This is a genomic window from Arthrobacter sp. NPDC097144, from assembly GCF_044762205.1.
GTDB lineage: Bacteria > Actinomycetota > Actinomycetes > Actinomycetales > Micrococcaceae > Arthrobacter_B.
In genome coordinates this window covers 105742-128490 of sequence record NZ_JBIWDW010000004.1, presented here as the reverse complement: position 1 = coordinate 128490, position 22749 = coordinate 105742, and the positions used below count along the sequence as shown (strand labels likewise).

The following is a 22749-nucleotide window of genomic DNA, read 5'->3' as shown; positions in this document are numbered from 1 at the left end:
CGCACGGGCGGTTGCCGTGGTCAGCCTTTGTCCGCTAAGCCAACGTTCCCCAGTTTAGCGCAGGGCAGCGGCCGCGGAAAACCGCGGTCAGCCCACCCTCTCGCGCCTAAGGGCGGCGGTTTGATCGGCGAATCCGCTTTGTCCGGTCAATTTCATGCCGAAAGGTGCGGCGTCCCCAGGCAACGGCTCCGGCCACAGCCACAATCACGGCAAGGATGATCAACAGTTCCATCACACGATCCTAAACCAACCGCTGGCCGGCCCCCAGGCCGTGCGGCGGACAGAGTTTAGGTACCGGGCCCGGCGGCGGTGTCTGCCCGCACCCGGTTCAACGGCCAGACGGCCAGACCCGCGGCCAGCAGGGCCCACACCAGAAAGATGTAGCCGCGCAGGTACCAGAGGACGGCAAAGGCGACTCCGGCCGCTCCCCATACCGTAAACAGCCTCCCAACACCTGCTCAACGGCCGCAGGCTGTGGAGCGCCCGCAGGCGGCCAACCGCAGCAGGTGAGGCGGGTGAAGACGCCCGTTCGGCGGGCGCTTCCGGGCTCGCTGCGAGCACTCCTGCGCCAACGGCACCGGACGCTGATCGCCGGCCAAGCTCATATCCGTCGTCGTATGCCCGGGCAAGAAGTTCTGTCTGGTTCCGCTCTCCAATTCCACCGGCCTGCCCGGCCGCCGCACCGGAGGCCGGACTGCTCCCCCGCGCGAACCAACCGACGCCAAAGCCCAGAAGCAGCACCAGCACTTCGGTACTCCCCCACCGGGCCGTCCGCGTCAGCTGCCCCAAGCCGCCCCCGGTGAATCCGGTCCTGCAGCACCGTCCGCAGCATTTGCCAGGCGTCCGGGGATAGCGGCTTCCACCGGTGCCTGCGAGCTAAAGCCGCGTTAACGCAAGAACGTCCCCGCTGCTTGCGCAGCGGGGACGTTCATCGGCTTGTTTCCAGGCCCGAAGGCCGGATCCTTACCGAAGACTCAGCAAGTAAATAAAATTACTTGATGATCTTGGTGACGCGGCCTGAACCAACGGTGCGGCCACCTTCACGGATAGCGAAGCCGAGGCCTTCTTCCATGGCGATGGGCTGGATGAGCTCAACGGTCATCTCAGTGTTATCGCCGGGCATAACCATTTCCGTGCCCTCAGGCAGGGTGATAACGCCGGTTACGTCCGTGGTACGGAAGTAGAACTGCGGGCGGTAGTTCGAGTAGAACGGGTTGTGGCGTCCGCCTTCATCCTTGGACAGGATGTAGACGTTGGCTTCGAAGTCGGTGTGCGGGGTAATGGAACCCGGCTTCACGATGACCTGGCCGCGCTCTACGTCTTCGCGCTTGATGCCGCGGAGCAGGAGACCACAGTTCTCGCCTGCCCATGCTTCGTCAAGCTGCTTGTGGAACATCTCGATACCGGTAACCGTGGTCTTCTGGACCGGACGGATACCGACGATCTCGACCTCGGAGTTGATGGCAAGGGTACCGCGCTCGGCGCGGCCCGTGACAACAGTTCCACGACCGGTGATCGTGAAGACGTCCTCGATCGGCATCAGGAACGGCTTGTCCTTGTCGCGGATCGGGTCCGGCACGTTGTTGTCAACGGCTTCCATCAGCTCTTCGACGGACGCAACCCACTTGGGGTCGCCTTCCAGAGCCTTGAGGCCGGAGACGCGTACGACGGGAGCGTTGTCGCCGTCGAATTCCTGGGAGCTCAGCAGTTCGCGAACTTCCATTTCAACGAGGTCCAGCAGTTCCTCATCGTCGACCATGTCGGACTTGTTCAGTGCGACCAGCAGGTAGGGAACACCAACCTGGCGGGCGAGCAGAACGTGCTCGCGGGTCTGAGCCATCGGACCGTCGGTAGCGGCAACCACGAGGATTGCGCCGTCCATCTGAGCTGCACCGGTAATCATGTTCTTGATGTAGTCAGCGTGACCGGGGGCGTCTACGTGTGCGTAGTGGCGCTTCTCGGTCTGGTACTCGATGTGCGAGATGTTGATGGTGATGCCGCGCTGGCGCTCTTCAGGTGCAGAGTCGATAGCAGCGAAATCGCGCTTTTCATTCAGATCAGGGTACTTGTCAGCAAGCACCTTCGAAATGGCAGCGGTCAACGTCGTCTTTCCATGGTCAACGTGACCAATGGTGCCGATGTTGACGTGCGGCTTAGTCCGCTCGAACTTTGCCTTCGCCACGGGTTCCTCCTAGAAAGGTTGAAGACTCAATCTCCAACAGCGCTTCTCGCTGCTGAAACTGATGTAAGTCTACTGGGGGCTGTTTATTTGATGAAATTGCCGTATATCCGCAGCAGCCTGGCGAGGCCGCTCAGTCTGGCTATGCAGCGGGCTTCCGGCCGAAGCCCTGGCCCGCTGCACACGGCTGGTGTTCCAAAGTTTCCCCCGGAACACCAACCAGGGTTTTACTCTCCGCGCGTCTTCTGAATGATCTCGTCGGCAACTGCCTTCGGGACCTCGGCGTAGCTGTTGAACGACATGGAGTACACAGCGCGTCCCTGCGTCTTGGAACGCAGGTCGCCGATGTACCCGAACATGCCGGACAGCGGCACGTGGGCGCGGATGACCTTCACGCCTGCGGCGTCTTCCATGGACTGCATCTGTCCGCGGCGGGAGTTGATGTCACCGATAACTTCACCCATGTATTCCTCAGGGGTGCGGACTTCAACATCCATCAGCGGTTCGAGCAGAACAGGGTTCGCCATGCGTGCGGCTTCCTTGAAAGCCTGACGCCCGGCGATCTTGAACGCCATTTCCGAGGAGTCAACATCGTGGTAAGCACCGTCAAGCAGGCTTGCCTTGATACCGACAACCGGGTAACCGGCGAGGACACCATCGGTGAGCGCGCTCTGGATACCCTGGTCAACGCTGGGGATGTATTCGCGAGGAATACGGCCACCGGTGACCTTGTTCTCGAACTCGTAGAACGTGCCGTCAGAAGTGTCCAGCGGCTCGATGGCGATCTGGACCTTTGCGAACTGGCCCGAACCACCGGTCTGCTTCTTGTGCGTGTAGTCATGCTTGGCCACAGCGCGCTTGATGGTTTCGCGGTAAGCAACCTGGGGCTTGCCCACGTTGGCTTCGACGCGGAACTCGCGGCGCATGCGGTCAACCAGGATGTCCAGGTGCAACTCGCCCATACCGGCGATGATGGTCTGGCCTGTGTCTTCGTCGAGGGAGACCTGGAAGGTCGGGTCCTCTTCGGAGAGCTTCTGGATGGCCGTGGAGAGCTTCTCCTGGTCACCCTTGGTCTTCGGTTCGATGGCCACGGAAATCACGGGCTCCGGGAAGCTCATGGATTCCAGCACGATCGGGTTCTGAAGGTCGCACAGGGTGTCACCCGTGGTTGTGTCCTTCAGGCCGATCGCAGCGTAGATGTGACCCGTCGTGATCTCGTCAACCGGGTTTTCCTTGTTGGCGTGCATCTGGAAGAGCTTTCCGATGCGCTCCTTCTTCTGCTTGGTCGCGTTCATGACCTGGGCGCCGGAAGCAGCGTGACCGGAGTACACGCGGATGTAGGTCAGACGGCCGAAGAACGGGTGCGTCACAACCTTGAATGCCAGAGCCGAGAACGGAGCGTTGGCATCAGCGGCGCGTTCGAGGATGACCTCTTCGTCGCGGATGTCGTGGCCCTTGATGTTCGGGACGTCAAGCGGGCTGGGCAGGTAGTCGACGACGGCGTCAAGCATCGGCTGAACGCCGCGGTTCTTGAACGCGGAGCCGCAGAGAACCGGGTAGACCAGCGAGTTGATGGTCAGGTGGCGGATGCCGGCCTTGAGTTCCTCGATGGAGATTTCTTCGCCCTCGAGGTACTTGTTCATCAGCTCGTCGCTGGCTTCTGCAACGGTCTCAATCAGTGCGGCGCGGTACTCTTCGGCCTTTTCCTGCAGGTCTGCGGGGATCGGCTCGATTTCGTACTTGGCGCCCATGGTGACATCACCCTTGGAGTCGCCGCGCCAGGTCAGGGCGCGCATTTCGAGGAGGTCGACGACGCCCTCGAATTCGCTCTCGGCACCGATGGGCAGCTGGAGAACCAGCGGCTTGGCACCAAGACGGTTGATGATCGTGTCGACGGTGAAGTAGAAGTCAGCGCCGAGCTTGTCCATCTTGTTGACGAAGCAGATACGCGGAACGTTGTACTTGTCAGCCTGGCGCCAAACAGTCTCAGACTGCGGCTCCACGCCTTCCTTGCCGTCGAATACGGCTACGGCGCCGTCAAGCACGCGCAGGGACCGCTCAACCTCGACAGTGAAGTCAACGTGACCCGGCGTGTCGATGATGTTGATCTGGTTGTTGTCCCAGTAGCAGGTGGTTGCTGCGGAGGTAATGGTGATACCCCGCTCCTGCTCCTGTGCCATCCAGTCCATGGTGGACGCACCATCGTGCGTCTCGCCAATCTTGTGGTTGACACCGGTGTAGAACAGGATGCGCTCGGTGGTGGTGGTCTTGCCGGCATCAATGTGGGCCATGATGCCGATGTTGCGGACCTTGTTCAGGTCGGTAAGCACGTCAAGTGCCACGGTTTCTCCCTATATTTGGTGTTCGCCGGTTCGACTGCGTTTATCTGCTTTGGGCCCTGCACCCCGCCAAAGCGGGATGCAGGGCCTTCAGGAGCGGCCGCCGTCGGCCAGGCTTTTTACCAGCGGTAGTGGGCGAAGGCCTTGTTGGACTCAGCCATCTTGTGGGTGTCCTCGCGGCGCTTCACAGCTGCACCAAGACCGTTGGAAGCGTCCAGGATTTCGTTGCGAAGACGCTCGGTCATGGTCTTCTCGCGGCGGGCCTTGGAGTAGCCAACCAGCCAGCGCAGGGCCAGTGCAGTTGCACGGCCCGGCTTGACCTCAACCGGAACCTGGTAGGTGGCGCCGCCGACGCGGCGGGACTTGACCTCAAGGCTCGGCTTGATGTTGTCCATGGCCTTCTTCAGGGCTGCAACGGGGTCTCCCCCGGTCTTCTCCTGAGCGCCTGCGAGTGCACCGTAAACAATGCGCTCAGCGGTGGACTTCTTGCCGTCTACGAGAACCTTGTTGATCAGCTGAGTGACCAGCGGGGAGCCGTAAACGGGATCCAGTACGAGCGGCCGCTTGGGGGCCGGACCCTTGCGGGGCATATTACTTCTTCTCCATCTTCGCGCCGTAACGGCTGCGAGCCTGCTTGCGGTTCTTAACACCCTGGGTGTCAAGTGCGCCGCGAACGATCTTGTAACGAACACCGGGCAGGTCCTTCACACGACCACCGCGAACGAGGACGATGGAGTGTTCCTGCAGGTTGTGGCCCACACCGGGGATGTAAGCAGTAACTTCGATGCCGCCGTTCAGGCGCACGCGGGCAACCTTACGGAGCGCAGAGTTCGGCTTCTTCGGGGTGGTGGTGTAAACGCGGGTGCAGACACCACGGCGCATCGGGCTGCCCTGGAGGGCAGGAGCCTTGGTCTTAGAGACCTTGGGTGACCGGCCCTTGCGGACCAGCTGCTGAATCGTAGGCACTTTCGTGTTCTCCGTTTTTTCTCGAGATAAATTCTCTTGGTTGCTCCGCCCCGCTGTCAGCTGTCGAAACAGCCGAGGCGATGCGCGTAAGTCGTCGTTGCCGCAATGCCGTGAAAGCTCAGAAGCTCTCACCGAAAGCGACCGTAGGCGTGCAAAAGTGTGGCATTCGTTGCACAGGAACCCTGCAACCCGGAAACAGGTCCGCTACGCTGAGCGTCCTTCATCCACTGCCACACAAACAATTGATTACAAGTCTAACAGACTTAAGCTCCACTGCCGGCCGGTATGGGTGGAATCACATTCGGAAGCTAGCTCCCGGCCACCAGTGCGGCGGTAATCTTCGCCGATGTCTGCTGCAAATGCGGCAGCACCGCCGCCACAGCTTCATCCAGCGTACTCCCGGCGGCGCCCAGCGTTGCCTGCATGGACGTGTTGATGGCTGCAATCACATCTCCCCCGGGACCGCGGACCGGTACGGCCACAGACCGCAGCCCCGCCTCAAGCTCCTGGTCCACCACCGCCCAGCCGGCCTGGCGTACCCGGCGGATTTGTTCACGCAGAGCAGGAACCGCGGTTATGGTCCGCTCCGTGAGCGGCTCCGGCCGCACGTGAGAAAGGTACCGCTCCAGGTCCGCATCCGGCAGGCCGGCCAGCAATACCCGGCCCATAGAGGTGGCGTAGGCCGGGAACCTGGTACCGACGGCGATACCGGCCCGCATCAGCCGACGCGTGTGGATACGGGCTACGTAGACGATCTCCTGACCATCCAGGATGGACGCGGACGTTGACTCCAGGACAGTGCGGGAGAGGTCTTCCAGCAAAGGCTGAGCCAGCTGCGGGAATGTCTGCCCCGAGAGGTAGGAATAGCCCAGGTTCAGCACCTGGGCCGTCAGCTCAAACTTGCGGCCGTCGGTGCGCATGTAGCCCAAGTCCGCCAAGGTCAGCAGGAACCGCCGGGCGGTGGCGCGGGTAAGTCCGGTTCGGCGGGAAACTTCGCTCAGGGTCATGCTGACGTGGTCGGCGTCAAATGCCCGGATCACGTTCAGGCCGCGGGCCAGTGACTGGACGTGCTGGCCGCTGGCAGCGGAGTTCTCGCTCATGTCTCCCTTATGGATAGCGGTGCCGGCCCTGTCTCAGGCGCCGGCCGGATCGCGGATCAGCGGAACGTCCATCGCGGCACTCAGCTCCTCGAAGCTGATTCCGAAGGTTTCGCGCACGTGCACGCCGCCCTCCTTCAGCAGGAAGACCGCTTCATTAGTGTAGACGCGGGTCACGCAGCCCACCCCCGTCAGGGGGTAACTGCACTGCCGGACCAGTTTGCTGATCCCTTCACGGGTGAACAGGGACATCATGACATAGACGTCTTTTGCGCCGGTTGCCAGGTCCATGGCTCCCCCGACCGCAGGGATGGCATCGGCGGCACCGGTGTGCCAGTTGGCCAGGTCGCCCGAAGCCGAGACCTGGAATGCTCCCAGCACGCAGACATCCAGGTGCCCGCCGCGCATGATGGCGAAGGAATCCGCGTGGTGGAAGTACGCCGCTCCCGGCAGCTCAGTAACCGGGATCTTTCCGGCATTGATCAGGTCGCCGTCGATGTCATTTCCCTGCGCCTGGGGACCCATCCCCAGCATCCCGTTCTCAGTGTGAAGGGTGATGCTTTGTTCCGGCACAAGGTAGTTGGACACCAGGGTCGGCTGGCCGATGCCCAGGTTGACGTAAGAGCCCGGAGCGATATCCCGCGCCACCAGTTCCGCGAGCTGAAACTTGTCCAGGCGCGTGCCGGTGTCCGTTCGGGTAGCTGTACCTGAGGTATTCATGCTGCTGCCGGCTCCTGTTCCTTTGCCACGCGCACCAAGGTGTTCACGTAGATGCCCGGAGTGATGACGTTCTCCGGATCGATGTCTCCGGGGTCCACGACGTCGCGGACCTGGACGATGGCGTTCGCGGCGGCCGCGGCCATGATGGGACCGAAATTGCGGGCGGTCTTGCGGTAGACGAGGTTTCCGCTGCGGTCGGCGCGCAGTGCTTTGACCAAGGCGAAGTCCGCAGCGAGCGGGGATTCCAAGACGTAACCCCGGCCGTCGATCATTCGGGTCTCCTTGCCTTCGGCGAGCATGGTTCCGTACCCCGTGGGCGTGAAGAAGCCGCCGATGCCCGCACCCGCGGCACGGATCCGCTCGGCCAGGTTGCCCTGCGGCACCAGCTCGAGTTCGATTTCTCCGGTCCGGAACTTCGCATCGAAAACCTGCGAGTCGGACTGCCGCGGAAAGGAGCAGATGATTTTCTTCACCCGGCCGGCTCCAATGAGCGCAGCCAGGCCGTTCTCGCCGTTGCCCGCGTTGTTGTTCACCACCGTCAGGTTCGCGGCCCCCTGCCTCAGCAGTGCCTCAATCAATTCCACGGGTTGTCCGGCTTTGCCGAATCCGCCGATCATGACGGTGGCGCCGTCGGTAATGGGCGCAACGGCTTCGTCCACATCCTGCACAATCCTGAGCATGATTTCCCCTAGGTTCCTGTAGTGGTTGAGTTTTCCAGCACGATGGCCAGGCCCTGGCCGACGCCGATACAGATTGCGGCAAGGCCCCACCGTTCTCCGGAGGCCTGGAGCCGGCGTGCCAGCGTCCCCAGAATCCGAGTGCCGGAGGCCCCGAGGGGATGACCGATGGCCACTGCGCCGCCCCACGCGTTGACGATCCCGGGGTCGATGTCCCAGGCATCCATGCAGGCCAGGGACTGGGCGGCGAACGCTTCGTTGAGTTCAACGGCACCAACATCGCTCCAGTTGATCCCCGCACGCTTGAGGGCGAGGTTTGCCGCCTCCACGGGGGCGTAGCCGAAATACTGCGGTTCGTTGGCGGCGGCGCCGCGCCCGGCGATGCGGGCCAGCGGAGCCAGCCCGAGAAGACGCTCCGCTGCCTCGCTCCCCAGCCAGGCGGCGGACGCGCCGTCGTTCAGCGGCGAAGCGTTGCCGGCGGTGACGGTCCCGCCGGAGGCACCATTTCCGGCGGGGCGGAACACTGTGGCGAGGGTGGAGAGTTTCTCAACCGTCGAGCCTGTCCGGATGGATTCATCCCGGTCCAGGGCAACGCCGTCGACGGCGACGGTCAGGTTCGCATAATGGCCCTCGTCCCATGCTCTGGCGGCCAGCACATGGGACTTTGCCGCGAACTCATCCTGGCGGTCCCGGGTGATGGCGTACTTTTCGCGCAGCTGCTCGGTTGCTTCCCCCAGTGACACCGTCCACTGCGCGGGCATGGCGGGATTCACGAGCCGCCAGCCCAGCGTGGTGGAAGCCAGCGTCTGGTTTCCGGCGGGATAAGCCTTGTCATTTTTGGGCAGCACCCAGGGTGCGCGGCTCATGGACTCGACGCCGCCAACGAGCATGAGATCCGCTTCCCCGGTGTTGATCTGCCGGGAGGCGATGATAGCGGCATCCAGTGAAGAGCCGCACAGCCGGTTCACCGTGGTTCCCGGCACCGAGGTGGGCAGGGACGCCAGCAGCGAAGACATTCTGGCGACGTTGCGGTTTTCCTCGCCGGCACCGTTGGCGTTGCCGAACACCACTTCATCCACAGCCGCGGGATCCAGGCCGGGTGCACGGTCCACGGAGGCACGGATGACCTGCGCTCCCAGGTCATCGGGCCGCACTCCGGCCAGCGCACCGCCGAACCGGCCAAACGGTGTGCGCACAGCGTCGTACAGGTAGGCCTGGTTCACTGGATCTCCTGGACGTCAAGCTCTGCGAATACCTGCTGCGCCGTTTTGAACGCGGAGTTTGCGGCCGGAACACCGCAGTAGATGGCCGATTGCAGGATGATTTCCTTGATTTCATTCCGGGTCAGTCCGTTGGTCAGTGCCGAGCGAACATGCATCGCAAACTCTTCACTGTGTCCGTGGGCAATCAGCGCGGTGAGCGTTATCGCGCTGCGCATGGTCCGGGGCAGGCCCGGACGGGTCCAGATACTCCCCCAGGCGTATTTGGTGATCAGTTCCTGGAAATCTTCAGTGAACGCATCCGTGGCAGCGTTCGCCCGATCCACGTGGGCAGCGCCGAGCACCTCGCGCCGAACCGCCATGCCCTCGTTGTACACGTCCTGCTGGGTCTTGCCTGCATCCTCAATCACGGCGTCCTACAGTCCTTCCTGATACGCGGCGCCAAAAAAGCGGCGCAGCAGTTCGGCGGTTTCCGCCGGCTTTTCGGCGGGGAGCAGATGGGCGGCATCGTCGACGACGGCGCCGGCACCGTTGGGGGTGCGTTCGGCAAGGAACTGCGCGAACGACGGCGGGGTGACTGCATCCTGCCCGCCAGCCAGTGCGAGCAGGGGCAGGGTGATGTCGCCGAGCCTGTCACTCACGTCGAATTCAGCCAGAGCCTCGCAGCAAAAGGCATAGGAGAACCGGTCCGCGTCCTGGAGAGAGTGTAAGAGCGCGGCAGAGACGGCTGGCTCCCGGTCGATGAAGCCGGGGGCGAACCACCGCTCGGCGGAACCGGTCAGGACCGCGGGGGTGCCCTGGTTTCGAACCGTTTCAGCGCGCCCGGCCCAGCCGTCGGCATCGCCGATCTTCGCGCCGGAGCACAAGACCGCCACCCCTTCGAAGCTGGCGGCGTGGTCCAGCCCCAGCTGCAGTCCCACAGCCCCGCCCAGGGAGACTCCGGCGTAATACACGCTTTGCCGGTCAGCGATGTCACCGCCGGCTCGTGCTCCGGCAACCAGCGCGGCAACACTGTCGGACAGGTCGGCCACGCTGAACGGTTCGGTTGCCGCGGGGCTAAGGCCGTGTCCGGGAAGGTCCCAGGCAATCACAGTAAATTGTTCCAGCGCAGTTGCAGCGGCCGACCACAGTGCCGCCGCGGAGGTACCCAGTGAGGGCCCCGCGATCAGGACCGGAGCAAACGGACCGGCACTGCTGAGCACGCTGGCCTTAAGGATGGGTTGACTCACCGGGAGCTCCTTACAGGGTGGGCGGCAACAACGGGGTAGGCGGCGAGAATACGGTCGATCAGAGCTGCGGCCTCACCGACGTAGTTGGCGGGATCCAGCTGTGCGGCAAGCTCGGCATCGGACAGCATCTGCGCCGGCACTGCCTTCCTGAGCAGTGCAGCCAGCGAATCGCCGGTGGTCTGGGAAGCGCTGACCAAAGCCTGCAAACGGGCCTTGCCGCTGCCCGGTCCGGCTTCTTCCAGCAGCGGCGCGACTGTGGCCATGAGGCGTTCGCTGACCACCAGCGGCCCGGCCGCGGCCAGGTTTTCCTGCAAGGCGCCGGTGTTGACAGTGAGGCCTTCGGTCAGTTCCGCCAGCTTCCCTGCCGCACCCGAGGCCAGCCGCAGCAGGGAACGCAGTGCCTGCCACTCCGCGTGCCAGGAGCCGCCGGGACGCTCGTCGTCGGCCGCTCCGGCTGCTGTCTGGAGCTGCACGCCGAAGCCCGGCCCCGCCAGCGCGGCACTGCGGATGAGCACGGACAACACCGGGTTCCGCTTTTGCGGCATGGCCGAGGACCCCCCGCGGCCGGCCGCCCGCGGCTCGGATACCTCTCCGACCTCGGGCCTGCTCATCAGCAGGACGTCATTGGCGATCTTGCCTGCAGCCGCCAGCAGGTCCTGCAGGGCGGCACCGATTGCAGCGACGGGCAGCCGGTTTCCCTGCCAGGGAGCGGGCGGCGCAGCCAGTCCCAGCCGCACGGCAAGCTCGTCGGCAAGCTCCAGCGGCGCGGCTGCTGATCCGCGCGCATCCACAGCCGCGCGCAGGGCCGCGAGTGTGCCGGACGCGCCTCCCCACTGCAACGGCAGGCGGGCGGCTGCGGTTTGGAGGGCTTCGGCCGCCTGTCCCATCCCCTGCAGCCACTGGGCGGCACGGAGGCCGAAAGTAGTTGGCAGCGAATGCTGGGTGAGCGTGCGGGCCACGCAAAGGGTGCTGCGGTGCTCGGCGGCAAGTCCGGCCAGAGCGGACATGGTTCGCCGCGCATCACCGAGAATGCCGTCCACTGACTCCGCTGCGATGAGCATCAGCGCAGTGTCCAGGATGTCCTGGCTGGTGGCAGCAGTGTGCACTGCTTCCGCCGCTGACGGCGAGGTGTGCCGCACCTGAGCTCGGAGATCCGCGAGAAGGGGGATCACCGGGTTGCCTCCGCCGGCGGACCGGGCAGCCAGGGATGCGGGGTCGTACAGTTCCGCACGGCAGGAGGGGGCGGCGTCGTCGGGCAGGCTCGGATCAATCACACCTGCGCCGGCCAGGACCCGCAGCCATTCCAGTTCGACGTCCAGCATTGCCTGAATGATCCGGCGGTCACCGGTTTGAGCTGCCCCGGCAGTACCCGCCCACACCGGTGAGAGCAGCCCGTAATCTGCGGCGTCCGTCGCGTCCGCTGATGATGCCATCGTCTAGGCCCCGGGGAAAGACAGGAAGACGGTTTCGTTTTCACCCTGCAGGTATACGTCGAAGCGCAGCCCGCCGTCGGTTTCCCGTGCGGCAATCAGGCTGTTCCGGCGCTCCCGCGGCAGGGATGACAGCAGCTGGTCTCCTGCCAGCGCCTCCTCGTCCTCCGGCAGGTAGATGCGGGTGTGGAGCTTGTGGGTTAGCCCGCGGCCCAGGATCAGCAGCGAAATGAAGGGCGCTGCTCCTTCCTCGACGGCACCGGGATTCACGGTGGTGAAGGTGTAGTTTCCTGCTCCGTCCACGGCGGTGCGGCCCCATCCGGTGAAGGTATACCCGTCGCGCACCAGGGAACCGGCTTCCCGGGAAATATTGCCGGCGGAGTCCGCTTGCCAGATCTCCAGCAGGACGTCCGGAATTGGTTCCCCCGCGCCGTCGTACACCGTGCCGTGCAGCCGAATGGTTCCGGGCAGGCCGGGAGCCAGCAGCTGGTTGTCCCGGTCAAAAGGCAGGGCGTATCCGTAGAACGGACCGACGGTCTGTGCCGGGGTGGGCTGGAGTTTCTGCTCGGGGTTCACTCTGCGTCCTCGTCTTCCATCCAGGTGCGGTTGCTGCCGCTGAGCACAATGTCCCAGGTGTAGCCGGTGGCCCATTCATGGGCTGTCACGTTGTGGTCGTAGGTGGCAATGAGTGCCTCCCGCGCCCTGGCATCGGTGATCGTCTGATAAATCGGATCCAGTGCAAAGAGCGGATCACCGGGGAAGTACATCTGGGTCACCAGGCGTTGCGTGAAATCCGTGCCGAAGAGCGAAAAATGAATGTGGGCCGGGCGCCAGGCGTTGTAGTGATTCTTCCAGGGATACGGTCCGGGCTTGATGGTGGTGAACTCATAACTGCCGTCCTCACCGGTGAGGCAGCGGCCGACGCCGGTGAAGTTGGGGTCGATCGGCGCGGGGTGCTGATCCCGTTTGTGAATGTACCGGCCCGCTGAGTTGGCCTGCCAGATCTCCACCAGCTGGTTGCGTACCGGGCGCCCGGTGCCGTCGAGGACGCGGCCCTTCACGATGATGCGCTCCCCCAGCGGTTCTCCGTTCTGCGCGATGGTGAGGTCGCTTTCCAGTGCATGAACGTCCTGATGGCCGAACGCAGGGGACCACAGTTCAATGGTCTCGGGATCGGCATGGTGCAGGTCCTTGGTGGGGTGGCGAAGGATCGAGCTGCGGTAAGGGGCAAAGTCCCGCCGCGGCTGGGTCTCCGGCGGCAACCCGTCTTCCACGCCCTTGCGGTAGGCGGAGTGGATCTCACGAATTTCCGATGAGATTTCATCCTGGGAAGCCTGGGCGGCGTCCGGCCCCTCAATAACGTGGCTGTCCTGGAACAGGCCTTCATCCATTTCCATGGTTCTCCCTTGTTGATGTTCCCTGCCCTGCCTGCACCGCTGCCCGGCATGACGTGGTTGAGATCACCCTACCCATTTGTTCGCCAAGTGTACAGATGTTCACTATGCGAACAGAATATGACTCCGGTGGCCTTCCGGAACGCAAAAGGTCCCGCACCAAACGGTGCGGGACCTTTCCTTACTGCAGCCGGCCGGGAAGCCAGCGGCAGCGTTGCGGGTTAGCGGAAGTCGCTGCCCATGTCGTAGTCATCCAGCGGGATGGCATGGAACTCGGGGCTCAGGCCGCCGTCCACTCCGGCGTAGTCGAAGTCGCTGAAGGCGCTGGGGCCGGTGAACAGATTGGCCTTTGCTTCTTCGGTCGGCTCGACAGTGACCTCGGTGTAACGGGGCAGGCCCGTTCCGGCCGGGATCAGCTTACCGATGATGACGTTTTCCTTGAGGCCAAGCAGCGGATCGCTCTTGCCTTCCATGGCCGCCTGCGTCAGGACGCGGGTGGTTTCCTGGAAGGAAGCAGCGGACAGCCAGGACTCGGTTGCCAGCGACGCCTTGGTGATACCCATGAGCTCGGGACGGCCGGAAGCCGGTCGCTTGCCCTCGGAAACCACGCGGCGGTTCTCGTTCTCGAAGCGGCGGCGCTCAGCCAGCTCACCGGGGAGCAGGTCCGAATCGCCGGACTCAATCACGGTCACACGGCGCAGCATCTGCCGGACGATGACCTCCACGTGCTTGTCGTGGATGCCTACACCCTGGCTGCGGTACACGCGCTGGACTTCGTCCACCAGGAATTCCTGTGCCTTGCGCGGGCCGAGGATACGGAGGATCTGCTTGGGATCCACCGCGCCGAAGACCAGCTGCTGGCCAACCTCAACGTGGTCACCGTCGGCAACCAGCAGGCGGGCACGGCGCAGGACCGGGTACGCAATTTCTTCCGAGCCGTCATCGGGAGTGACAACCAGACGCATCTGGCGGTCGGACTCTTCGATGGTGACACGGCCCGCGGTCTCGGAGATCGGAGCAACACCCTTAGGGGTACGTGCTTCGAAGAGCTCCTGGATACGGGGCAGACCCTGGGTGATATCTTCCGCGGAAGCAACACCACCGGTGTGGAAGGTACGCATGGTCAGCTGGGTACCCGGCTCACCAATGGACTGTGCAGCGATGATACCCACGGCCTCGCCGATGTCCACGGTCTTACCCGTGGCCAGGGAGCGGCCGTAGCACAGTGCACAGGTACCGACAGCGGACTCACAGGTGAGTACGGAGCGGACCTTGATGTCGGTGACACCGGCTTCGAACAGCTTTGCGATCAGGACGTCGCCCACATCGTCGCCGCCCTTGGCCAGGACATTGCCCTGGGGATCGACGACGTCGGTGGCCAGCGTACGGGCGTACGCCGAGTTCTCGACCTCTTCGTGCAGCTGCAGCTCACCGTTGGAGTCCGGAACCGCGATGGTCACGTTCAGGCCGCGCTCGGTGCCGCAGTCTTCCTCACGGACAATGACGTCCTGGGAAACGTCCACCAGACGACGGGTCAGGTAACCCGAGTTGGCGGTACGCAGAGCGGTATCGGCAAGACCCTTACGGGCACCGTGGGTGGCGATGAAGTACTCCAGCACCGACAGACCCTCGCGGTACGAGGACTTGATCGGGCGGGGGATGATCTCACCCTTAGGGTTGGCCACCAGGCCACGGATACCGGCAATCTGGCGAACCTGCAGCCAGTTACCACGGGCACCGGAAGACACCATGCGGTTGATGTTGTTTTCCTTGGGCATGTTCGCACGCATGGCCGCAGCAACTTCGTTCGTTGCCTTGTTCCAAATATCGATGAGCTCCTGGCGGCGCTCGTCTTCAGCGATCAGACCCTTGCCGTACTGGCTTTCAACCTTGGCAGCCTGTGCTTCGTAAACCTCCATGATGGCGGGCTTATCGATCGGCGCAGAGATGTCCGAGATGGCAACGGTAACGCCCGAGCGGGTAGCCCAGTAGAAACCGGCGTCCTTCAGGTTATCCAGCGTTGCCGCCGTCATGACCTTGGGGTAGCGCTCTGCCAGGTCGTTCACGATGGTGGACAGCTGGCCCTTGTCTGCAACCTTCTCAACCCACGGGTAATCCGCCGGCAGGGTCTGGTTGAAGATGACCTGGCCGAGGGAGGTCTGGATGAGGGCGGGAGTGCCTTCTTCCCAGCCTTCCGGAGCCGGCCGGTCCGCAGACGGCACAAAGCCGTCCAGGCGGATGCTGACCTGGGCATTCAGGTCCAGCTCACCGAGGTCAAACGCCATCAGGGCTTCGGACACGGTGGAGAAGAACCGGCCCTCGCCTGCTGCGCCTTCCTTCTTGGTGGTGAGGTGGTGCAGGCCGATGATCATATCCTGCGAAGGCAGGGTCACCGGGCGGCCGTCCGAGGGCTTCAGGATGTTGTTCGAGGAGAGCATCAGGATGCGCGCCTCGGCCTGGGCCTCCGGGCTCAGCGGCAGGTGTACTGCCATCTGGTCACCGTCGAAGTCAGCGTTGAACGCACCGCAGACGAGCGGGTGCAGCTGAAGGGCCTTGCCCTCCACCAGCTGCGGCTCGAATGCCTGGATACCCAGGCGGTGCAGGGTGGGTGCACGGTTGAGCAGCACCGGGTGTTCGGTGATGATCTCTTCCAGAACATCCCAGACCTGCGGGCGGAAACGCTCAACCATGCGCTTGGCGCTCTTGATGTTCTGTGCGTGGTTGAGGTCAACCAGGCGCTTCATCACGAACGGCTTGAAGAGCTCCAGCGCCATCTGCTTGGGCAGACCGCACTGGTGCAGCTTCAGCTGCGGGCCAACAACGATGACGGAACGGCCGGAGTAGTCAACGCGCTTACCCAGAAGGTTCTGGCGGAAACGACCCTGCTTGCCCTTGAGCATGTCAGAGAGCGACTTCAGCGGGCGGTTGCCCGGTCCGGTGACCGGACGGCCGCGGCGGCCGTTGTCGAACAGGGAGTCAACAGCTTCCTGGAGCATGCGCTTTTCGTTGTTCACGATGATCTCGGGGGCACCGAGATCCAGCAGGCGCTTCAGGCGGTTGTTGCGGTTGATGACGCGGCGGTACAGGTCGTTGAGGTCGGACGTCGCGAAACGGCCGCCGTCGAGCTGGACCATCGGGCGCAGTTCCGGCGGGATGACCGGGACGGCGTCCAGGACCATGCCCAGCGGGCTGTTGGTGGTGGTCAGGAATGCGTTGACAACCTTCAGGCGCTTCAGGGCACGCGTCTTGCGCTGGCCCTTGCCGTTCTGGATGATGTCGCGCAGCAGCTCGGACTCAGCCTGCATGTCGAAGTCCTCAAGGCGCTGCTTGATGGCTTCGGCACCCATGGAGCCTTCGAAGTACAGGCCGTAGCGGTCCCGCAGTTCGCGGTACAGGCCCTCGTCACCCTCCAGGTCGCCGACCTTGAGGTTCTTGAAGCGCTCCCAAACCTGCTCGAGGCGCTCGATGTTGTTGTCGGCGTCGCGGCGGACCTTGGCCATCTGGCGGTCGGCGGAGTCGCGGGCCTTCTTCTTGTCCGCTGCTTTGGCGCCTTCACCCTCAAGACGGGCAATTTCGCCCTCAAGGTCCTTGGCAATGGCAGCAATGTCAGCGTCGCGCTGGTCAACCAGGTGCTTGCGCTCCAGGTCATGCTCAGCCTGCAGGTTCGGAAGTTCCGCGTGGCGGTTTTCCTCGTCCACCGAGGTGATCATGTAGGCGGCGAAGTAGATGACCTTCTCGAGGTCCTTCGGAGCCAGGTCCAGCAGGTAGCCCAGACGGGACGGGACACCCTTGAAGTACCAGATGTGGGTCACGGGAGCAGCAAGCTCAATGTGGCCCATGCGCTCGCGGCGCACCTTGGCACGGGTAACCTCGACGCCGCAGCGCTCGCAGATGATGCCCTTGAAGCGCACGCGCTTGTACTTACCGCAGTAGCATTCCCAGTCGCGGGAAGGACCGAAGATCTTTTCGCAGAAAAGACCGTCCTTCTCCGGCTTCAGGGTTCGGTAGTTGATGGTTTCCGGCTTCTTGACTTCGCCGTAAGACCAGCCGCGGATTTCATCCGCAGTGGCAAGGCCGATTCGCATGAGGCCGAACGTGGAATCGTTGGACATGGGTCCCTGTTCTCTCTTGTTCTCTAAATCTGAATGTCTCGGGTACGGGAAGGGGCGGCCGGAGGCCGGCCCGCTGATGCGGACCGGCCGGCTCGGCTAAACCTCTTCTACGGAGCTGGGCTCTGCGCGGGACAGATCGATACCCAGTTCTTCCGCGGCCCGGAAGACTTCTTCATCCGAGTCACGCATTTCAATCGTGTTGCCCTCGGTGGAGAGTACTTCCACATTCAGGCAGAGCGACTGCATTTCCTTGATGAGCACCTTGAAGGACTCGGGAACGCCTGGCTCCGGGATATTCTCGCCCTTGACGATGGCTTCGTAGACCTTCACGCGGCCATGGATGTCATCGGACTTGATCGTGAGCAGTTCCTGCAGCGTGTAGGCGGCGCCGTACGCTTCCAGGGCCCAAACTTCCATTTCACCGAAGCGCTGGCCACCGAACTGTGCCTTACCACCCAACGGCTGCTGCGTGATCATGGAGTACGGGCCGGTGGAGCGTGCATGGATCTTGTCATCAACAAGGTGGTGCAGCTTCAGGATGTACATGTAACCCACGGAGATGGGTTCGGGGAACGGCTGGCCGGAGCGGCCGTCGTACATCTTGGCCTTACCGGAAGCACCGATCAGGCGGTTGCCGTCACGGGTCACGTTGGTGGAATCCAGCAGGCCGGTGATCTCGTCCTCGCTGGCACCGTCGAACACCGGGGTGGCAACCGTGGTGGGACCGGACTCGCGCGGCAGGGCCGGCAGGTTCTGGACCCATTCCGGATTGCCGTCGATCTTCCAGCCCTGCTTGGCAGCCCAGCCCAGGTGGATTTCCAGAACCTGGCCCACGTTCATACGACCCGGAACACCCAGGGGGTTCAGGACGATGTCAACGGGGGTTCCGTCTTCCATGAACGGCATGTCTTCGATCGGAAGGATCTTGGAGATGACGCCCTTGTTGCCGTGGCGGCCGGCCAGCTTGTCGCCGTCCGTGATCTTGCGCTTGTGCGCCACGTAGACGCGCACCAGCTGGTTCACGCCCGGGGGCAGCTCGTCGTCGTTGTCGCGGTCGAAGATGCGGACACCGATGACCGTTCCGGACTCGCCGTGGGGAACCTTCAGGGAAGTGTCGCGGACTTCGCGGCTCTTCTCGCCGAAGATGGCGCGCAGCAGACGCTCTTCCGGGGTCAGTTCCGTTTCACCCTTGGGGGTGACGCGGCCAACCAGGATGTCGCCGGCTTCAACCTCGGCACCGATGTGAATGATGCCGCGCTCGTCCAGCTGGGAGAGCACTTCCTCGGACACGTTCGGGATGTCACGGGTGATTTCCTCGGCACCAAGCTTGGTGTCGCGGGCATCAACTTCGTGCTCCTCGATGTGGATGGAGGTCAGGACATCGTCGGAGACCATGCGCTGCGAGAGGATGATGGCATCTTCGTAGTTGTGGCCTTCCCATGACATGAATGCCACGAGCAGGTTCTTACCCAGAGCCAGTTCACCCTGGTCCGTGGAGGGACCGTCGGCGATGATGCTGTTGACCTCGACGCGTGCGCCTTCGGAAACCAGTACCCGCTGGTTGTACGCGTTGCCCTGGTTGGAGCGTGCGAACTTCATGATCGGGTAGTTGGACTCGGTGCCGTCGTCGTTCATAACGGTAACGAGCTCAGCGGAGACCTCGGTGACAACACCGGGCTTGGCGGCGGTAACGGAGTCACCGGCGTCGACGGCGGCGTACTTCTCCATGCCGGTACCCACAACGGGGCGCTCGGAACGGAGCAGCGGCACAGCCTGGCGCTGCATGTTCGCACCCATGAGGGCGCGGTTGGCGTCATCGTGTTCCAGGAACGGAATCAGGGCCGTAGCCACCGACACCATCTGGCGCGGGGAGACGTCCATGTACTCGACGCCTTCAGGCTCAACGAGAACAGGCTCGCCGGAACCGCCGCGGGCACGGACGAGGACGAGGTCCTCGGCGAAGTGCATGTCTTCGCGCAGCGGAGCGTTTGCCTGGGCAATGGTGCGCTCAACTTCGTCATCAGCGGTCAGGTAATCAACCTGATCGGTGACAACGCCGTCGACAACCTTGCGGTACGGAGTTTCGATGAAACCGAACGCGTTGATCCGTGCGTAGGACGCCAGCGAACCGATCAGACCAATGTTCGGGCCTTCAGGGGTTTCGATGGGGCACATGCGGCCGTAGTGCGAGGGGTGGACGTCTCGGACTTCCATGCCTGCGCGGTCACGGGACAGACCACCCGGGCCCAGCGCGGACAGGCGGCGCTTGTGCGTCAGTCCGGCGAGCGGGTTGTTCTGGTCCATGAACTGCGAGAGCTGGGAGGTTCCGAAGAACTCCTTGATCGCGGCCACGACGGGGCGGATGTTGATCAGCGTCTGCGGCGTGATGGCCTCGACGTCCTGAGTGGTCATGCGCTCACGGACAACACGCTCCATGCGGGACAGGCCCGTGCGGATCTGGTTCTCGATGAGCTCGCCCACGGCGCGGATGCGGCGGTTGCCGAAGTGGTCGATGTCATCAACCTCAACGCGGATGTCAACATCTTCGCCGTTGCGCTTGCCCGGAACGGTCTTTTCACCGGCGTGCAGGGCAACCAGGAACTTGATCATGGCGACGATGTCGTCATTGTTCAGGACCGAAGCATCGGAATCCGTCAGCGGCTTGTCGATGCCCAGCTTGCGGTTGATCTTGTAGCGGCCAACCTTGGCCAGGTCATAGCGCTTCGGGTTGAAGTACAGGTTGTCCAGCAGGGTCTGGGCAGCCTCAACCGTGGGCGGCTCGCCCGGACGGAGCTTGCGGTAGATGTCCAGCAGGGCATCCTCGCGGGTTTCCGTCGGGTCCTTTTCCAGGGTGGCGCGAATGGAATCGTATTCACCGAAGGTTTCCAGGATCTGGCCCTCGGTCCAGCCCAGTGCCTTCAGCAGCACGGTGACGGACTGCTTGCGCTTGCGGTCCAGGCGGACGCCCACCTGGTCGCGCTTGTCGATCTCCAGTTCGAACCATGCACCGCGGGAAGGAATGATCTTCGCGGTGTAGATGTCCTTATCACTGGTCTTGTCAGCGGTGCGCTCAAAGTAGGCACCCGGGGAACGGACCAGCTGGGAAACAACAACACGCTCGGTGCCGTTGATGACGAACGTTCCCTTGTCTGTCATGAGGGGGAAGTCGCCCATGAACACGGTCTGCTGCTTGATTTCACCCGTGTTGTTATTCATGAATTCGGCTTTAACGTACAGAGGGGCCGAGTACGTGGCGTCCCGGTCCTTGCACTCAGCCATGGTGTACTTCGGGTCGGCGAACTCCGGCTCGGAGAAGCTCAGGGACATGGTGCCCTGGAAGTCTTCGATCGGGGAGATTTCCTCGAAGATGTCAGCCAGACCGGAAGTAGTGGCAATGCCCTGCTCCCCGGTCTGCTTTGCCTTTTCTACGCGCGCTTTCCAGCGCTCGTTGCCGACAAGCCAGTCAAAGCTGTCGGTCTGCAGGGCAAGAAGATTGGGAACGTCAAGCGGTTCGTGAATCTTTGCGAATGAAATCCGGGGAGCGATGTTCTCCGGAATGTTAGCGGTTGCATTATTAGAGGTGCTCGAGGCGACCAAGAGGGATCCTTCCACAGACCTTCAGGCGTGTTTCGCGCCTCCTTCTCTGCACTAACGGACCTGGTCCGTGTGCGTCCTTGCGTCCTGCCGGGCGCGCGAAACGCTGCCTGGCACAGGACAAAGCCCACCGCTATATGAAGGCTGAAGGTTAAGAGAGGGAAGCAAATATCCACTATAGGGCATTATGGGCAGACAAGTCTACCCGGTCCCCTGCCCTGCGTCATGCTCAACCCGCCGGTCTGCTCTGGATTGGATCTCCTGAACACCGTTTCTACGGGGAACTACAGGCTACACCGGCGCACCGCTGACGCATCGGATACAGACACCTTACCGCACGATGGCCCGAATCCGTGCGCCGGGGGCGCCCTGTGCATCACGGCCCTGTGATCCTGCTCTCCCCGGCCCCGGTTGCTTGGCGTACCCTTGTTGCAGCGCGAAGTGTGTGCCCAGCGCCGCTGCCCTGCGCTGGTCCGGTCTGCTGCGGGTTTGCCTTGCCGGAACAATCGCCGGAAAAACCCGAGATTTCAACGATAGATTTCAACGACGAAAGTGACTTCCCAGCCATGAGCAACCGCCCATTCCAAGATGCCGCAGCCGGAACCGAAGTGGTCATTGTCGGCGGCGCCCGCACCCCCCAGGGACGGCTGAACGGCCAACTGGCGCCCTTCACCGCCGTTGAACTCGGCGCCTTTGCCATCGCGGGGGCACTGGAGAAGGCCCGCGTCCGGACAGAAGATGTCTCCGCCGTGATCATGGGCCACGTGGTCCAGGCCGGCTGCGGGCAGAATCCTGCGCGCCAGTCCGCCATCAAGGCGGGCATCGGCTGGGACGTCCCCACAGTCACGGTCAACAAGGTCTGCCTCTCCGGCCTGGCCGCCGTGACCGACGCCGCCCGGCTCATCCGGGCCGGAGAAGCCACCGTGGTGGTGGCCGGCGGGCAGGAATCCATGACACGCGGCCCGCACCTGCTGCCCGGTTCCCGCCAGGGCTGGAACTACGGCAACATCTCAGTCCTTGATTCGGTGGCCCACGACGGCCTCACCGACGCCTTCGACAATGACTCCATGGGTGTCTCCACCGAACGCGGCAACACCAAGCTGGCGATCAAGCGGATCGAGCAGGATGAAGTTGCCGCTGCCTCGCACCGGAGGGCCGCAGCCGCCGTCGCAGCAGGAATTTTCGACGCCGAGATCGTGCCGGTCACAGTTCCCCGGCGCCGCGGGGAGCCGCTTGTCCTTACCGCGGATGAGGGTATCCGCCCCAATACGACCCCGGAGACGCTGGCGGGCCTGCGCCCGGCTTTCCACGCCGAAGGCACCATCACGGCCGGAAACTCCTCTCCCCTGTCCGACGGGGCTGCCGCGCTGATCCTCACCACCCGCACCTACGCGGAGGAGAACGGCCTGGAGGTGCTCGCCGTCGTCGGCGCGCCGGGACAGGTGGCCGGCCCCGACAACAGCCTGCACTCCCAGCCTTCCAACGCTGTATACGCCGCCCTTGACCGGGCTGGCTGGAGCACATCGGACCTGGACTTCATCGAGATCAACGAGGCCTTCGGAGCGGTTGCCGTGCAGTCCCTCAATGAGCTCGGCATGGATCTGGAGCAGTGCAACCTCTACGGCGGAGCAATTGCCCTCGGCCACCCCATCGGTGCCTCCGGGGCCAGGCTGGCCCTGACCGCGGCCCTCGAGCTCCAGCGCCGCGGCTCGGGGAAGGCCGCCGTTGCCCTCTGCGGAGGCGGCGGACAGGGCGAAGCGCTGCTGCTGTACCGCGACGAGGCGTAACCCCG

The 22749-nt window shown here is 63.4% G+C and carries 16 protein-coding genes; 1 reads left to right on the top strand and 15 read right to left on the bottom strand.

Going from position 1 to position 22749, the window contains the following annotated elements; translation table 11 throughout:
• Positions 1–991: 991 nt before the first annotated feature.
• From tuf to rpoB, 15 genes are all read right to left on the bottom strand, one after another.
• On the bottom strand, positions 992–2182 hold the full coding sequence (tuf, locus tag ACIQXM_RS10485) for an elongation factor Tu (protein WP_341393387.1): 1191 nt from the start codon (positions 2180–2182) through the stop codon (positions 992–994).
• A gap of 224 nt (positions 2183–2406) precedes the next feature.
• A complete protein-coding gene (gene fusA, locus ACIQXM_RS10480; RefSeq protein ID WP_400931172.1) occupies positions 2407–4521 on the bottom strand; it encodes an elongation factor G in 2115 nt (704 codons plus the stop codon).
• Between the two features lie 116 nt (positions 4522–4637).
• On the bottom strand, positions 4638–5108 hold the full coding sequence (gene rpsG / locus ACIQXM_RS10475; RefSeq protein WP_104052741.1) for a 30S ribosomal protein S7: 471 nt from the start codon (positions 5106–5108) through the stop codon (positions 4638–4640).
• Position 5109: 1 nt separating this feature from the next.
• Positions 5110–5484, bottom strand: coding sequence for a 30S ribosomal protein S12 (rpsL, locus tag ACIQXM_RS10470; RefSeq protein ID WP_104052742.1), 375 nt, complete (start codon positions 5482–5484; stop codon positions 5110–5112).
• Positions 5485–5792: 308 nt separating this feature from the next.
• Positions 5793–6584 carry an IclR family transcriptional regulator C-terminal domain-containing protein gene (locus ACIQXM_RS10465; RefSeq protein WP_400931169.1) on the bottom strand — a complete coding sequence of 264 codons (792 nt, stop codon included), beginning with the start codon at positions 6582–6584 and terminating at the stop codon, positions 5793–5795.
• Positions 6585–6617: 33 nt separating this feature from the next.
• Positions 6618–7301: a 3-oxoacid CoA-transferase subunit B gene (locus ACIQXM_RS10460; protein ID WP_400931167.1), complete on the bottom strand. Its 684-nt coding sequence runs from the start codon at positions 7299–7301 to the stop codon at positions 6618–6620.
• Positions 7298–7981 carry a 3-oxoacid CoA-transferase subunit A gene (locus ACIQXM_RS10455; RefSeq protein WP_400931165.1) on the bottom strand — a complete coding sequence of 228 codons (684 nt, stop codon included), beginning with the start codon at positions 7979–7981 and terminating at the stop codon, positions 7298–7300. Before ACIQXM_RS10455 ends, ACIQXM_RS10460 begins: the two co-directional genes overlap by 4 nt.
• Positions 7982–7989: 8 nt before the next feature.
• The gene (locus tag ACIQXM_RS10450; RefSeq protein ID WP_400931163.1) at positions 7990–9201 is read right to left on the bottom strand and encodes a thiolase family protein; all 1212 of its coding nucleotides are present in this window, start codon (positions 9199–9201) and stop codon (positions 7990–7992) included.
• Complete coding sequence (pcaC, locus tag ACIQXM_RS10445; RefSeq protein ID WP_400931161.1) at positions 9198–9608, bottom strand: 4-carboxymuconolactone decarboxylase; 411 nt, start codon at positions 9606–9608, stop codon at positions 9198–9200. Before pcaC ends, ACIQXM_RS10450 begins: the two co-directional genes overlap by 4 nt.
• 6 nt (positions 9609–9614) lie before the next feature.
• The gene (locus tag ACIQXM_RS10440) at positions 9615–10427 is read right to left on the bottom strand and encodes an alpha/beta fold hydrolase (RefSeq protein WP_400931159.1); all 813 of its coding nucleotides are present in this window, start codon (positions 10425–10427) and stop codon (positions 9615–9617) included.
• Entirely contained in the window at positions 10424–11860 is a 1437-nt protein-coding gene (locus ACIQXM_RS10435; RefSeq protein ID WP_400931157.1) for a lyase family protein, read from the bottom strand. The genes ACIQXM_RS10440 and ACIQXM_RS10435 overlap by 4 nt, the downstream gene beginning before the upstream one ends.
• A 3-nt stretch (positions 11861–11863) precedes the next feature.
• Positions 11864–12433, bottom strand: a complete 570-nt coding sequence (pcaG, locus tag ACIQXM_RS10430) for a protocatechuate 3,4-dioxygenase subunit alpha (protein WP_400931155.1) — start codon at positions 12431–12433, stop codon at positions 11864–11866.
• The gene (pcaH, locus tag ACIQXM_RS10425; protein ID WP_400931888.1) at positions 12430–13248 is read right to left on the bottom strand and encodes a protocatechuate 3,4-dioxygenase subunit beta; all 819 of its coding nucleotides are present in this window, start codon (positions 13246–13248) and stop codon (positions 12430–12432) included. Before pcaH ends, pcaG begins: the two co-directional genes overlap by 4 nt.
• Positions 13249–13472: 224 nt before the next feature.
• The gene (locus ACIQXM_RS10420) at positions 13473–17363 is read right to left on the bottom strand and encodes a DNA-directed RNA polymerase subunit beta' (protein ID WP_400931153.1); all 3891 of its coding nucleotides are present in this window, start codon (positions 17361–17363) and stop codon (positions 13473–13475) included.
• A gap of 96 nt (positions 17364–17459) precedes the next feature.
• A complete protein-coding gene (gene rpoB, locus ACIQXM_RS10415) occupies positions 17460–20960 on the bottom strand; it encodes a DNA-directed RNA polymerase subunit beta (RefSeq protein ID WP_400931151.1) in 3501 nt (1166 codons plus the stop codon).
• Positions 20961–21523: 563 nt separating this feature from the next.
• Between rpoB and ACIQXM_RS10410 the strand changes: the two genes are divergently transcribed.
• A complete protein-coding gene (locus tag ACIQXM_RS10410; RefSeq protein WP_400931149.1) occupies positions 21524–22744 on the top strand; it encodes an acetyl-CoA C-acetyltransferase in 1221 nt (406 codons plus the stop codon).
• Positions 22745–22749: the final 5 nt, after the last annotated feature.